13 protein-coding genes and 1 pseudogene are annotated in these 14,774 nt (G+C 44.8%); 11 read left to right on the top strand and 3 right to left on the bottom strand.

Annotated features, from left to right (window positions below):
- Positions 1 to 313 precede the first annotated feature (313 nt).
- From ACR6Z4_RS09610 to ACR6Z4_RS09645, 8 genes and pseudogenes are all read left to right on the top strand, one after another.
- Positions 314 to 898: an RICIN domain-containing protein gene (locus ACR6Z4_RS09610; RefSeq protein WP_479717036.1), complete on the top strand. Its 585-nt coding sequence runs from the start codon at positions 314 to 316 to the stop codon at positions 896 to 898.
- Between the two features lie 343 nt (positions 899 to 1,241).
- Positions 1,242 to 1,358, top strand: a pseudogene (locus tag ACR6Z4_RS09615) (BrnT family toxin); the annotation flags it as partial.
- Complete coding sequence (locus ACR6Z4_RS09620) at positions 1,342 to 1,581, top strand: hypothetical protein (protein ID WP_479717037.1); 240 nt, start codon at positions 1,342 to 1,344, stop codon at positions 1,579 to 1,581. The pseudogene ACR6Z4_RS09615 and the gene ACR6Z4_RS09620, both read left to right, overlap by 17 nt.
- Before the next feature lie 599 nt (positions 1,582 to 2,180).
- Complete coding sequence (locus ACR6Z4_RS09625; protein ID WP_479717038.1) at positions 2,181 to 3,260, top strand: GUN4 domain-containing protein; 1,080 nt, start codon at positions 2,181 to 2,183, stop codon at positions 3,258 to 3,260.
- A gap of 161 nt (positions 3,261 to 3,421) precedes the next feature.
- Complete coding sequence (locus ACR6Z4_RS09630) at positions 3,422 to 3,802, top strand: hypothetical protein (RefSeq protein ID WP_479717039.1); 381 nt, start codon at positions 3,422 to 3,424, stop codon at positions 3,800 to 3,802.
- Positions 3,803 to 4,437: 635 nt separating this feature from the next.
- Entirely contained in the window at positions 4,438 to 5,112 is a 675-nt protein-coding gene (locus ACR6Z4_RS09635) for a hypothetical protein (RefSeq protein ID WP_479717040.1), read from the top strand.
- A 416-nt stretch (positions 5,113 to 5,528) separates the two neighbouring features.
- The gene (locus ACR6Z4_RS09640) at positions 5,529 to 6,212 is read left to right on the top strand and encodes a hypothetical protein (RefSeq protein ID WP_479717041.1); all 684 of its coding nucleotides are present in this window, start codon (positions 5,529 to 5,531) and stop codon (positions 6,210 to 6,212) included.
- A gap of 256 nt (positions 6,213 to 6,468) precedes the next feature.
- Positions 6,469 to 7,110 (top strand): hypothetical protein, encoded by a 642-nt coding sequence (locus tag ACR6Z4_RS09645; protein WP_479717042.1) that lies wholly within the window; start codon positions 6,469 to 6,471, stop codon positions 7,108 to 7,110.
- Between the two features lie 528 nt (positions 7,111 to 7,638).
- On the opposite strand, the gene ACR6Z4_RS09650 is transcribed toward ACR6Z4_RS09645, so the two are convergent.
- The 3 genes from ACR6Z4_RS09650 to ACR6Z4_RS09660 form a co-directional block, all read right to left on the bottom strand.
- Entirely contained in the window at positions 7,639 to 8,031 is a 393-nt protein-coding gene (locus ACR6Z4_RS09650) for an aspartyl protease family protein (RefSeq protein WP_479717043.1), read from the bottom strand.
- Positions 8,024 to 8,242, bottom strand: coding sequence for a hypothetical protein (locus ACR6Z4_RS09655; RefSeq protein WP_479717044.1), 219 nt, complete (start codon positions 8,240 to 8,242; stop codon positions 8,024 to 8,026). The genes ACR6Z4_RS09650 and ACR6Z4_RS09655 overlap by 8 nt, the downstream gene beginning before the upstream one ends.
- Positions 8,243 to 8,467: 225 nt before the next feature.
- Positions 8,468 to 11,566 carry a UPF0182 family protein gene (locus ACR6Z4_RS09660; protein WP_479717045.1) on the bottom strand — a complete coding sequence of 1,033 codons (3,099 nt, stop codon included), beginning with the start codon at positions 11,564 to 11,566 and terminating at the stop codon, positions 8,468 to 8,470.
- A gap of 71 nt (positions 11,567 to 11,637) precedes the next feature.
- Between ACR6Z4_RS09660 and ACR6Z4_RS09665 the strand changes: the two genes are divergently transcribed.
- The 3 genes from ACR6Z4_RS09665 to ACR6Z4_RS09675 form a co-directional block, all read left to right on the top strand.
- The gene (locus tag ACR6Z4_RS09665; protein WP_479717046.1) at positions 11,638 to 12,414 is read left to right on the top strand and encodes a slipin family protein; all 777 of its coding nucleotides are present in this window, start codon (positions 11,638 to 11,640) and stop codon (positions 12,412 to 12,414) included.
- A gap of 194 nt (positions 12,415 to 12,608) precedes the next feature.
- The gene (locus tag ACR6Z4_RS09670) at positions 12,609 to 13,943 is read left to right on the top strand and encodes a P-loop NTPase fold protein (protein WP_479717047.1); all 1,335 of its coding nucleotides are present in this window, start codon (positions 12,609 to 12,611) and stop codon (positions 13,941 to 13,943) included.
- Positions 13,927 to 14,774, top strand: an 848-nt coding sequence (locus ACR6Z4_RS09675) for a tetratricopeptide repeat protein (RefSeq protein ID WP_479717048.1), incomplete at its 3' end; no start/stop codon positions are given. The genes ACR6Z4_RS09670 and ACR6Z4_RS09675, both read left to right, overlap by 17 nt.

The following is a 14,774-nucleotide window of genomic DNA, read 5'->3' on the forward strand; positions in this document are numbered from 1 at the left end:
ATTTGAAGTGAGTGCCGCGCGAAGCGCGGCACTCACTTCAAATTTCATGGCTCAAATCAGTAACGCCTACATTCTCTAGGGGAATTAGATGGAATTTGCCTGTTTAATTAAATTAATTGTTAGCCCGCAGAGTCGGCTATGGTGACGGTGCATTAATGCTGCATATCAAAGTCCAAGCTGGAGTTATCTTGAAGCGATATGTAAGACCGAAATCCAAGTTCCCTCGCGTAATATAAGTTCCTAACGCTCATTAGGTGACACGCGAAACTCAATACATTTTAATTGAAGCATAAAGTATATAAGGATATTCGAAATGAAACTTGCTGCCAAAGTGATGTTTGTTTTTTTTGTTACTTCTTTGGGTCTTGTATCCTGGTTTGTTTTCGGAGAACAACCAAGTGATGCACAAAGTTCTGGTGGAAGTTTTTTTAACAACACTCTCTCTGGGAAATGTATAGATGTAGATGGTGCTCCTGGTCGAAATAACGGAGCAGTGTTACAACTGTGGGATTGTGAACTCTCTGGAACAAATCCTGACAATAATTCTACGACCGATCAAAGATGGATAATCACAAGTGATGGATATATTAGAAATTCGCTTTCTGGGAAATGTATAGATGTAGATGGTGCTCCTGGTCGAAATAATGGAGCAGTGTTACAACTGTGGGATTGTGAACTCTCTGGAACAAATCCTGACAATAATTCTACGACCGATCAAAGATGGACAATCACAAGTGATGGATATATTAGAAATATACTCTCTGGAAAGTGTATAGATGTAGATGGTGCTCCTGGCCGAAATAATGGAGCAGTGTTACAACTGTGGGATTGTGAACTCTCTGGAACAAATCCTGATAACAATTCAAGTACAGACCAAAGATGGAGTTTCACAAATTAGTATTTCAGGTACTAATTTTTTGCAACATGGGTGGGGGCATTTCCCCCACGCAGGGGCAGAACCTCTACACCTCGATGTAAAATTGTTAATTGAGTCTACTCGTAAAAGAAAGCCATCCAATAGTTTACCTGGAGTGGACTGCCGGAAAATCTTGATCCATAGCAAAAGTTCTTTGCAGGTGCTCAAGCGAACCGTTGGCTTGTTCAAATAGCGTTACTGATTTTAGGGGTAGTCCCAAAAAAGTAATGATTTTTGTGGCGCGGGCGATGCCCGCGCCACAAAAATCATCATATGAATACCACTATCATTTTAGGAATGAATTTAAACGCTTATGATGGGAATGTCAAAGTTAGGGCAATTATTGGTTGTCTCTCATACTGACCGCGAAAACCGCACGCGAATTATCAGTGCCCGAAAAGCCACTCGCCAGGAAAGAAAGTTCTATGAAGAAGGAAATTGACGAACTAGAAGATGAGCTGCGCCCTGAATACGACTTCTCCAAAATGGCGGCAGGAGTCAGGGGCAAGTATGTTGAAAGATACCGAGCAGGAACCAACTTAGTTCTCCTAGATCCTGATATTGCCAAAGCTTTTCCAACAGATGCATCTGTAAATGAAGCACTGCGATTATTGCTCCAGATTGCTCAGCGCCAACAGCCTGACAACCCGGTTGGAGCAGACTGAAGGACAACCTTGACGACGATGCCAAAGTTGCTGGTAGCTATTTTAGTTATGGTGACTAATTGCCAGCAAAGACATAGTGGGCTAGGCAGAGTCAGTAGCCCGACCGCGCTGTACCAGAACGCTCTAAACCACGAGTTATATTGCAAAGCTTATCTGCATTCCGTGAGCGTGACCGTTATAGTTACTCAAGTTATTGATTAAGGTAGTTCATCTAGTTTGCTCGTCTGGGCGATCGCATTTTCTCGTTCCAAATGCTCAAAGCTTTTTTTAAGTGAAGTATTAACAGCTTTATATTTAAGCAGTAACGAACAATCGTATAAAAAATCTACTTTTCAGACGAATCCTAAACAACAAGATTTCGTATCAATTTACGCAACGAAAAAAGTGGCGAAGAGAAAGTGATTCATACTGACAGAAGCTCGTATTCTGCTGGATGCAACTGAGCGATCGCAATACAATCATATATTCATTTTAAAGGATATGACTTCAAAGCGGAAAGCCTTATAGAACAGCAGTTACAGGACATCACAGTTGCAATCGATCCGGAAATTAAATTTTTCCCGCGTTTAAGTTATGTGTGGATTTGGAGGTGCTTGCCCATGTCTCAAATGCGAATCCTGAAGCCATTAAGCGGTGTCTTGGCAGTAGCCCTAGCCACAACGATAACGCCACCCGTGGATGCCCAGACCGAATCTTATCAGATCAGCTGTCAAACAATGGTTTCTCTGGGTCAGGGAGTGAGTTTAACCTACCGATTGGCGGGTAGCTTGCCGGAGACAGAAAGTCCTCAGAACCCAGTTGAAACAGCCTTGACCCTGACGGTACAGTGGCACGATCAAACTGGTCGCGTTCAAACCTTGCTCAGTGCCGCTGCGTTGAGTGAATATGAGCAATTGGCTCCCGATGCTGACTATTCTCAACTACCGTTTGAAGAAGCGTTTCGTGGTCAACCCAATCATGGCGATCGCCTGTACGGGGCACCTGCTTCGGTGCATGGACTCTACATTAGTCTGCGTCCTACTAGCGGACAGCCCCAGCAGATGCAGACGATTCACTACTTGCGCCCTGGTGAGTATGTGCGCTCAATGGCGGGCACCTGCCAGACGGAAGATGAAGATCTGAATGCAACCATTGACGAGCAGTTGGCAGTGTTACAAGAACATCTTCAAGCGGGAGACTGGGCGGCGGCCGATCGAGAAACCCGACGGTTACTTGCTCCAGAATCGGTCTTAGTGCCACCGTTTGAATCAGCATCAGTGCGATCGCAGGTAATTCGTGCTATTGACCAGATGTGGCTAACAGCCAGCAATGGACGGTTTGGTCTCAGTGTGCAGTTGCGCCTCTGGCAGGACGCATTAGCCGATCACCCTGACAATCGGGATGCGGCTGTCAATGCCTTTCGCGATCGCGTCGGCTGGAATCTGACGGCTCCTCGTGCTGAAGTTGACTTCATCAGCAGTGATTGGTTGAATGAATCAGAGCTGACCTACTCTTTGCAGGCTCCAGAGGGGCATTTGCCCTGGGCTGGGGTGTCGGATGAAGTAGTACAATCAGTTGCTGTGCCACCGCCAGGGGTGCATTGTGGTAGTTGCACCGTCGATGCCATGCAGCTCCGCAACGAACGCTTCTATATCTACATTCCTCAACTTATGGAACGGGTGGAATTGTCCTTAGAATGACGGGTATCCCAGACATCAGGATGGTTCATACATATCAGCGAACTGGAGTGACTCGCCCGTTTTGGGATTTTAGGCAGCAAAATTTCGCCTATTTATAGTTAGCCTGTTCCGTGCGGTTCAATAGAGTGACAAGTATCAGTGCGGGAATACAAGGAGCTGTTATGAGTGCTTCACTCTTTATCAAATTAGACAAAGAAATTGGCTTTGACACGTCTGTTGACGGGAAAGCTCTGTCCATAGCATTAGATATGTTAGACAACTTAGCAACTCAGTTGAGAGTCAAACCATTAATGGAATTTTTTAGTATAGATCCAGAAGATTTGCCAGAGGAATTAGAAACAATTGAAAGCACTTGGGATGAAGAGTGGTTTGAGGCAAGTAAAGGTCTTATAACCGTTGGCGCACTACTCTCGCATCTCGAAACGAATGATGTTTCTGGTATCGACAAAAGTTCTGTTATTGCTGACTTGAAGAAGTTTGAACAAGTGCTTAGTGAAGCCGATAAGCAAGGAATTAAGTGGCATCTTGAGGTAGATTATTGAGTCTCGAAGCCGACCAATCCCACACCACACATCATGCGGGTTCGCAACAAGCGGTTCATGAAGACGAGCAAACAAGGCTAGTGAATTAGACGTACCCTTGAACCTTCACCTACACAGTACGAACAGATGCAATCCCTGTACCTCGAGCCACCCGTCGATCATTCCCGTGTGCGTTGCTAGCATTTTTGACAAGCGCCAATAGCCTTCACAACTCATGCCCGTCAAAATCGCCCTTTTCTTCATCCGTCCCATGGACTGCGTACCCCATGCCCACCCCGATTTAACACATGGGTATCAATCATTGTCGTCTTCACATCCTCAGATGTGATCAAGCAACTTTTGGAGATGAGGTTGAGAAGATGGCATACAGACCATGTATCGCTGAAGTCTAAATAAAATCTAAGCTTTCCCCAGCATTTACTTGGTTGGTGATTATACTAAACCATGCTGACTAATTCTCTCATGAGGGATATTAGGCAGAAATTTTCCGCCTGATCGCCCGTTTTAGTATATTAGGCAGAAAAATTCTGTCTATTAATAGTCATCCCGCTAGATTAGTGTAAAGACTTCTCCCATAATATTATTTAGTGGTAGGCAAATAATAATTTCTACCGATCATTTGAGGCATACCACTAATGAGTGAACAAGAAGAGCAGAATTCTCAGAATAATGAGATTGTCAAACTGATTCTTGAAGCACTTCAAGTGCCAGTTAAAATTGCAAAGCAAACCGTTGGTAGTATTCTGCTGTTAGCTTTAATTAACATTGCATCTGGAGCTTGGCTTGCTTTCATTTCATATCAAACATTCAGGGGTAATGCTTCATTAACTAGTTTCATCTTCTTGGTTATAGCTTGTCCATCTCTTCTACTAGCAAAGCTATATCTGACATTGAAGGAAATCGTTGGTCTACCAGATCAAATTGTTGCATTTTTTCAGACAAGCTCAAGGAAAGTGGCTGAATTAAATCAGGCGCAGGAGCGGATAAGGAATAAGCTCAAAGATGCACACTGGCGCGTCGATAATCTTGTTAGAGAGAAAGAGTGGCAGGCTTCTGATGTGATTTCAGCGACAAAAAATGCTCGTTATGGACTTTCATTATGGAAACGCCTTCGGAATTATTTCGCACTTGTCCGTCGTGTACGTGATGTGAAATCTATACTTAGTGAGTTTGAGGGATTGGCGACCTTAACGGCTGGGGCGATGCTATTAGCTAATCCTGTATTCTTAACCATAGTCACGATTTCAATTGGTGTAACGTTGATATGGGCATTAGTTGCCATAGTTGCTTTTTTGTTCTACGTTCTATGAGTGAGTTGACAAGAGGAAAATGCAGTGCGATCGTCGATCTTGTAGGGTGCGTTCCTCCATTCAACTCTCGCTACTCCACTGATAGATTTCTGGGAACGCACCATGCTCATGCTTGAAGCGATCGACCGTAGTCTAACAATGACCATGCACACCGACCGCCGAGAGATTATCTGTAGGTGCGAGAGGTTTTATCTACGGCGAGTGACAAGCACCGTTAGCTGGCTTCTTCTCTCGGCAAAGTTTGCCTTAAATTTCTTTACGGGTATTTGGTCTTAAGGTGTTCCAAAGTTATGCGTGGGATGGTGTTTTAAATACACCAGTAGAATTCACACACTCAATCAATAGTTTTCCGAAATTACGGCAACCAAAGTTGGAGTATCACGATACTCCCCCAACCATGTAAAGAAACAAACTGTATGTCTGATCAGCCATCGGACCGCGAATTGCTTAACCAAGCATGGAAAATTGCAAGAGAAAAAATTCAGCACGAGGATAATTTAATCAACCATCGAATGACATGGATGATATCCTCAAGCTTTTTTTTATTTTCTGCATATTTTGTCATTTTTAACCGTCCTGCTTCCACTCAATTGGGAAATCCGCATCTTGCAGAAACATTTTCATTTCTTATTCCGCTTATTGGAATTACCGTATGTTGGATCTCGTGGCTCCTTGTTATGTCTGCCACCAATCATGTGGATAAAATAAATGGATGGTGGTCAAAGCAACTTGAAAAATATCCCGGGAATAAAGAAAACTACCCGTCTCTAACTGGGGAATCTAAGTACAGTTTTACAGATTGGAGGAACATTTATTCAATTCTTCCCTTTGTTATGTTGGTATCATGGATTCTGCTACTCTGCATTTCTATAGAACTTTTAAGCAATGGATTCTTGGAAGATTTTTTTCGCTATGGTCTACTCACTGTAGTTGCTGTCATGCTTCTACTTTACTTAAGGCACTTTCTTAAAGTGAAGCAATTAAAAGTAAAGGTGTTAGAGCTAGGAAGCAGTATCTACAAAAAATGTATAGCTAGGTTGACCAAACTGAAGAGTTTAGTGGAAATCAATCCTACAAAGAGAAAAAGAGGGAAATCATAGCACTAAATTTTGAAAGCCATTTAGAGTAGCCGTAGAAAGAAAGACTTTCTGACATCACCTTTCTAGAAGCCCCAAGTTGCATAGATAGCCGGCGAACAATTGCGGAGCAGGGGACTGAAGGGATCCGCTTACGATGAGTTCAAGGTTTTGGCAATCTCTGACCGCAACCGTTATGCGGCTGTGGCTTCGGATGGGGCAGTTGTGCTTCAAGTCCTCTGCTTAGAAGCCAAGTAAAATTGAAGTTACTAAAGGGGTGGTGAGCAAGCGAGTAAGGTTATTGAATATAAACGCACCAGAAGACCAGGTATACCGTAGTTGGGCTAAGTTTTTAAATCCTGAATCTTTGAGAGGTAATTTAATTGCCGCTTCAATTTTCTTGACTGCATATGAACTGCTTCGGACTTCAGTTATTGATCGTATTCGCGATTTTTTCACTTATGAATTCAACAAACATGGAGGATTTATCAGCGAAAAATATAAGTGTAAGGTTTTATCACTAGATAAAAGTCCGCTCCGAGCATCGCTTCTGTGGTTAAAAGAAATGTCTGCTATCGATGATACTGACATTGCGCTAGTTGATGAGATTCGCAAACATCGCAATGAGTTGGCGCATAATTTGCCTAAATTTATTGCGACTGCCGATGCTGAAATAAACATCAGTCTTTTGGGATCCATCTATGAATTATTAACGAAAATAGATCGATGGTGGATTAAAGAAGTAGACATTCCAACAAATCCGGATTTTGATGGTCAAGAAGTCGCCGATGACGAAATTCAATCCGGAATGATGCTTTGTATGAAAATGATGCTTATGATTGCTACAGATGAGAATGCTTCTGTATTCTGGGATGAGTTTCAAAAGCAGTCAGTTAAGTTTTCTGAAAAAATAGAGCAGTGAGAGCCAGATAAAAACCCGACTGGAGCGGACTATTAGAATTTTTGGTAGTTACTTTCAGTCGCTCAGTCGGGAAGTGAGTGGGTATAGTATCCAGATTTTGGAGAGTGGTTTTGATCCAGAAAAGTTCCAACCTTCAATTGCTATGAAACCTCTACTTGATCGGGATTGACGAACAGTTATTCGTCCAAGCCTACGTCTACTTCTAAATCGCGAATGATAGCAGGTGTGTCGCTGGGTTGGGTTTGAAACAAAGCTTTCAGAGACTCGTCGAGGGTTTCTGCCATAACAATGCCAAAGGTGTTTTATCTTTCACGTTTCGGGCACCTCGTGACATCAGAACGTCGTGGTTGACGGTATCAAAGAATTTATCCAGGGTGATGTGGAACAATGATTATCTTGTGATAGTTCGACAACCCCGCTACAGCAAAGATGAAATTGCTCGGTATAGAAAGATTTATGAGGTTCAAGTGCGCCCGTAGGTTGAAATAGCAATCATGGCGAGATTGTGGCGATCGCTATCGAGATTCATTAGAAGTGGGTAATTTCGATTGTGCGTCGCGATCGCTGAAAACAGACATCAAATTCTCGAAAGAAGTTTGTTTGCCCAAGGATCAAGGGTATTTGAGAAGCGTTTGCCCAAGCAAATGCTAGACGAACGGGTTCCAGATTCCCAATTTGAACATGCGCAAAGAAACCCCGTGCTTCAACCCTTGCAAGATTTCCAGCCAATGGCAAGCGGACAGTTTGCTCTTCCCAAATTGCACCCAATTGCAATCCGATGTCATACGGTAATAGATTGATCGTAGAGCCACTATCTAGCAGAGCATTCGCAGAAACAGAAGAGTCTGCATGACTCAGAGTGATGGGAATCGTGGGTAATGCTTCATCGTCAGAAAAGGAAAACTCGACTTTATTAGGCATGAGTAGATGCCTCTTGGTCATCCTGAATCATCTGCAACAAAATGTTGGCAGCTTCCGTTGCGTCGTAAGGTGACCAAATCGGATACTCTGAGGCAGAAAAGATGACTTGTAGTTCAGCGTCAGGAATTTGTGTGGCTAGGAGTTTGAAGAGTAATAACTTGTCTGCCTGACTCAGATTGTTCACCAGAGGAATTAATTCAGTGAGAGACATAGTTTAAGCTCCCAAGCATAAGAGAATACAACCATCGTATGCGATCCCGTGAGATCCGGTCTAATAATCCCGTTGCACACCGATCTTCGAGAGCTTATCTGTGAGCGTTTGAGATTGGGAACGGTAGCAGGTATCGTACCCAGATTTTGGAGAGCGGTTTTAATCCAGAAAAGTTCCAACTTTCGATCGCTATGAAACCTCTAGTTGATCGGGGTTGACAAGCAGTTATTCATCTAATCCCACGTCTGCTTCTAAATCACGAATGATGGCAGGTGTGTCGCTGGGTTGGGTTTGAAACAAGGCTTGCAGAGACTCATCAAGGGTTTCTGCCATAACAATGCGATCGCGATTTGCTGTAATCACTCGTGCCAGGGTGGGTAGTTGGTTGATAGTGGCTTCTAGATATAACGGTTCAACATACAGCAATGATTGATCAATCGGAATCACCAATAAATTACCTTGTACGGCACTTGATCCGCGTCGATTCCAGAGAGAAATTTGTTGGGAGATGACTGGATCTTGATTGATCCGGGCTTCTACTTGTTCCGGTCCAAATACCAATTCTTGTTTGGGAAAACGGTAAAGCAACATTTTGCCTGATTGTTTGGATCGAGAAGAGGTGGGATCTATGCGATCGGAGCGGGCAGCCAGCCACGCAATCAGGTTGGTTCGTTGATCGGGCGTAAACGGTCTTAACAAGATAAATTCTTCTTTTTCACCCGATGGCAATTTCATGATCAGATAATACGGAGACACCAATCGTGATTCATCGGCATAAATTTCATTGGGCGCACGCCATTGATCTTCGCGGTTATAAAAAACTTGCGGATCGGTCATATGGTAGACCATAAATTGATCAGACTGAACCCGAAAGAAATCTTGGGGATACCGAATGTGGCTTTGCAATGTCTTTGGCATAGCGCTCAACGGTTTCAACATCCCCGGAAAAATTTGGCTCCAGGTGTTGATGATGGGATCGGTGTCGTCGGCAATGTAAAAAGTGACGCTACCGTTGTAAGCATCAATGACGATTTTGACCGAATTGCGGATGTAGTTGAAGTTGTTTTGCAATGGGTCGGAATAGGGATAGCGATCGCTCGTGGTATAAGCATCAATCACCCAGTATAGGTAATGGCTACCATCGACGGCTGGGGTTTCGGTAGCAACGCGAGCCGGTGTACTTTCACCAAAACCTGGGTCTGCTAAATTGGCAACAACCAGATAAGGATCGCTGTCGTAGCGCAGAAAAGGAGCGATCGCTCTAACGCGGCTGAGGATGTTGCGGCGAAATAGCAAGCGGGTTTCTGGGATAAAGTCTTCGGTAAACAGCATCCGCCAATCTTTTAGATGGGCAGCGAAGATCAGGCGTTGCCAAAGGTGCCCAATAGCTACCCCTCCACTCCCATCATAGGTGTTATAAACGTTATCACTGCCACTGGGATAGTCGAGTTCTTTGACCCTCGTCGGCGTCATGATATGGGTATTGGTCAATTCGCCATAATAGATCCGGGGTTGCCCAATGGGAATACTACTGCGAATGTTGGGATCGCTAACCGACATTTCAATCCCCCGGATGAAGTAGTCGGGCAAACCGCTGGAGGCAGCCGTGTTGACCGGACTGAGGGTAAAACCATAGCCGTGGGTATAAATCAAGTGTTGGTTAACCCAGGTTTGTGCCTCTGCCGGAACAGAATTGTAGTCTAACTCTCTGGCAGCAATCAGTACCTGACGTTGTTCGGCTACTCCTGTATCTGTTTTGAGGGTATAGCGATCGATATCTGCTCCGGGAAATTCGTAATATGGGCGAATCCGCTGAAGCTGACGGTTGGTTTCTAGCAGGGGTCGTGTATCCCAAAGCCGAATATTTTTGATGGTCAGATCATTTTTTTGCAACTCTGCGTAGGTCAAATTGTCTTGCGGATCAAAGGTTTCTTCTTCAATTTCATCTAACCCAAATGCTTCACGGGTTAAAGCGATCGCATGTTCGAGATAAGGCAACTCTAATTGCAATTCATTGGGCTGCACTATCAATTGCTGCACCGCAAACGGCACGATAAAACTGGCGATCGCAGCGGTTGAAATATAAACGGTGAGAACAAGCAACAGAGGGAAGCGTAAGAGACGGCCAGATATCTGGGTCGGAAAATTTCTCACCCCTACCCCCTGCCCCTGCTTGGCAGAGCGATCGCCCAACGTTTCCCGTCGCAGCCTGACTCCTGAAGCTGTTTGTCTGACCTGCAACCTTAACCCGGCAGACTTAACCCTATCCCAATGCTGTTCTCCCCCCAGCGACCGCAGCACGAACAGCAACCCCAAGCCAAACGACACGAAACTTAGAACCGTATCGACCGGGAGTTCAACCGTGACGTTGGTATAACTGGCTCCATAAGCGACACCTGAGGGTGAATACAACAATTCATAGCGATCGATCCAATAACTCAGCGCGATCGCCAACATCAAACATCCACCCAAGAAATATAGATGGCGTTGTTGTCTGGGATGAAAGCCAGGAAATTTACCCTGACTGAGGCTATTGCCCGATAGTAAATAGGTCAGACTGACGGACAAAAAGGCAACCGCCGACAAACCAGCCCACCAGAAATCCAATAATTCCAGCAGGGGCAAGCGAAAAACATAGAAACTGACGTTGTGATGAAACAACGGATCAACCCGCTTAAAAGACGTGGGATGGAGGTAGAGCAAAACATTTGCCCAATTTTCGGAAATCACTATGCCAAACCCCAGGCTGATGACCAGTGCGATCGCCTGTAATAGCAGTTGTGGATAGATCAGAAGGGCGATCGCGATCGCAACTAAACCCACCAAATACCAGGGTTGGGCAATCAACAGGTGCCCAAGTTGCCAGAAGACGCTGGGATGAAATTTAATGGGGGCTTTCGTTGCTACGTCGTAGAGAGAAAAATTGGGATGCCAGTGGCTGATGGCAATCTGTCCGTGATAAATCAGCATTACACCCAGCATCAGACTGAGTAACCCAGTGATGGGCAGTAATCCCCTCAACTCCAGGCGTCCTGCTAACCCATGAACCTCCCGGTCGTTCAGGTCAGATCGCCAAACCTGACGATGGGCAAGTTTGAGATTCAACCACAAAAATCCCAGGCTGAGGGCAAAGGAAAACAGCCCCAAACCACCTTGCGATCGCAGCCGAACCGTAAAGACTTGCACATAACCGACTGCTCGAAACCACATGCCCTCAGCCAGCAGGAAGACAATCCAGTTGCATAAGAGCAATCCTCCCAGCAGTAGCACCAGCCACCCCAGCAGATTAGTTGATTTCCCGGAAAACCGTTGATTAAGCGCCATATTAAATATTCAACCCGATCTCTGCTGTCTATCTAGAATAGAAGCATCCCAATATTTTGGAGGATATGACGATGGGATCGACTCTAGGGATCTTACTAGGATTTCTTATGATCTTAGGCGCTTCGGGGCTGAAGCTAGATCGAGAATATCAGCGAGGCGTCATCTTTCGATTGGGACGCTTAAAGGACGTCATGGGACCCGGTTTATATTGGACGATTCCCATGGTCGATCAAAAAGTCCAGCTTGACGTGCGCACTAAAACCGTTGATATTCAGGCGCAAGAAACAGTCACCGCCGATAGTGTCACGATCAAAGTCAATGCAGTATTGTACTATCGCATTATTGATCCGGGTAAAGCCATCAATCGGGTCGAAAACTATCAGATGGCAGTCTATCAAATCGCCCTGACGACGCTCCGTAATGTGGTCGGGCAAAACAATCTAGATGATGTCTTGCAAAACCGCGACAAGATCAATATCAAAGTTCAAGATATTGTGGACGAGATTACAGAACCGTGGGGCATTGTTGTAGAACGGGTCGAAATGAAGGATGTGGAAATTCCGCTCGGCATGCAACGGGCAATGGCAAAAGAAGCGGAAGCATTGCGGGAAAAACGAGCCCGCTTGATCAAAGCTGCTGCCGAACAGGAAGCCTCCATCAAACTGGCAGAAGCATCACAAAAAATTATGGAAAATCCAGCCGCACTAGAACTGCGGCGACTGCAAATGCTAACAGAAATTGGTGCAGAAAATAATACAACCACCATTATGATGATGCCATCTGATTTCATTTTGCTGGCAAAAGACTGGTCAGATGCGATCAAAAATGCAAATAGCGATCGCTCTTGATCGCCCATAGTCTCAATGATTCGAAATGCGATCGCTCTCTTACTGTCGCGCATCGATAAAGGAGAGTAAGTGATATGTCAACGTTAATTGCAAAACGAGAATTGCTGGTGAATTTATAAAAATGCATCGCATTCTAGATGTTCGCTAGCGTCTCTACTATAAGATGATGAGCGAGTTATACCCGCACATTACCTATGGCTTCCCTAGACCGACTAGCTACAAATCTAAGAGAGGCGTATCGAGTTTGCGATGTGCTTCCGTTAGAGGGGCAGGATATCGATCGATACTATGTGCCTTTGGAGTCGCGCCAAGATGCTGTCATTGGGGTCAACACAATTTTGATGACCCAACAGCCAGAAGAATTTACCTGTATTCTATTTACGGGGCATGTGGGTTGTGGCAAAAGTTCTGAACTGGCACGGATAGGACGAATCCAATCAGAAGAGTATCAGGTGATTTACATCCGAGCCGATGAAGAAATAGATGTAAACGATGTTGAATACACGGATTTGTATTTGCTGATTATTAAGCAAGTGGAGTATGCGCTGCGTTTAGAAAAGTTGAAGTTTGATACCGAGTTGCAAAAAAGCTTTGAGGATTGGTTTAAAGAAATCACTCAAGAAACTGAAGAAAGTGTTGAAAAATCAGTCAATGTTGAGGCAGAAGCTTCGTTGGGCGCAGAAGCCCCTTTTCTAGCCAAGTTTTTAGTGAAGACGATGGCACAGATCAAAGGAGGTTCTAATAGCAAGACGACGATTCGTCAAACGTTAGAAAAAGATGTTTCTCGTTTGCAGACAGATATCAATCTGCTGTTGAGTGATGCAGCCAAAAAACTGTTGGGCAAATACCCGCATAAAAAAGGGTTTTTACTTGTGTTGGATGGGCTAGATAAATGTCCACCTAGCGTTGCTACAAAGCTGTTTTTTGAGTATGCAGCTCAGATGCAAGGGCTAAACTGCACGATCATTTACACAGTCCCGATCGCCACATTGTACTCCCCTAGAGGAGTTGGCGGTACATTCAATAACCCCCATATTGTGCCGATGGTGAATGTTTACCGCTTTGAACGGGAGCCACTAGAGCTGAATTATGAACCAGATGGGTTACAAGCCATGGCAAGTTTGATCGAAAAACGAGTCAATATTGATGCCACTTTTGAATCAAGAGAGTGGCTATTGGAACTAGCAAAGATCAGTGGTGGGCATTTACGTCATCTAATGCAACTGATGCGAGATAGCTGCACCCACGCGATCGGCAAAGGCTACTCTAAGATCAAAGAAGAAAACGCTCGTTATGCAATCAAGCAGCTGCAATTTCGATTTGAGCGCGCCATTCGCCGCGAATACTATCCAGAGCTTGCCCAGATCGCCATCACCAAGGAAACAACAGATGATGTAGTCGGACAAGAGCTATTGTTTAGCACAGCTGCACTGGAGTACAACGGCAATCGTCGCTGGGTTTATCCACATCCCGTCATTCGGCAAAGTGAAATCTTTCAACGAGCTGTCAAAGATGCCCAGTCTAAATAACGCTAATCAACCAGAATCTGAAATTGTTCAATTTGCCGGGATAAACCTGGACTCGCTGATTGGGCTGGCGACGTTTGTCGGTATTTCGGAAGGGTTTACTCTTGGCTTCGCGGAAGTGAACTTTACATCTGATGTGGAATGGTTGCTAGCAGCCTTGCGTCAGCGTCCAGAGTGTAAGGCTGTTCAATTTGAAGTTTTGTGGTTGACGAACCCACAACTGCGATTTTTGTTAGAAGAACTGAAGCAGAGTTTATCCACGATTCAAATAGAGCCAGAGAAAAAACTGGTACTTGTTTTATGTGGGTTGGAAAATGCGATTGGGGTTGTTGGCGAGTATCCACCGATTTTGGCAGATTTGAACTTTGTGCGAGATATTTTGGCAAAGCAGATACCGCACCCGATAGTGCTTGTCTTGCCTGACTATGCCATGACTCGCATTGCCAGGTATGCTCACGACTTTTGGGCTTGGTCATCGGGTGTGTTTACATTTCGCACTGTCCAACAAACGTTAGATACTGTGCAGACTCAAATGCTGCAAGCCGATCGGCTTTATTCCAGTGACGCTAAACCAGTTAAGCAAGAGCGAATCGATCTTTTGCAGCGATTGTTGATGGAGTATGAGGCAACCGATCGAGACTCTAAATCGGGTCGGGCGCAAAATCGTCTTAATATTTTGTTAGAGCTGGGAGATGCCTACCGGAGTTTGTCAGACTATCACCGAGCCGATGAGTTTTATCAGCAGGCTTTAGTATTAGCCCGAGAACTTGGTGATCGATTGGGTGAAGCCAACACGTTAAGAGCGATCGGCGATGTCCTGCAATTTCTTGACCG

This window comes from Calyptranema fuscum S582 (assembly GCF_055793305.1).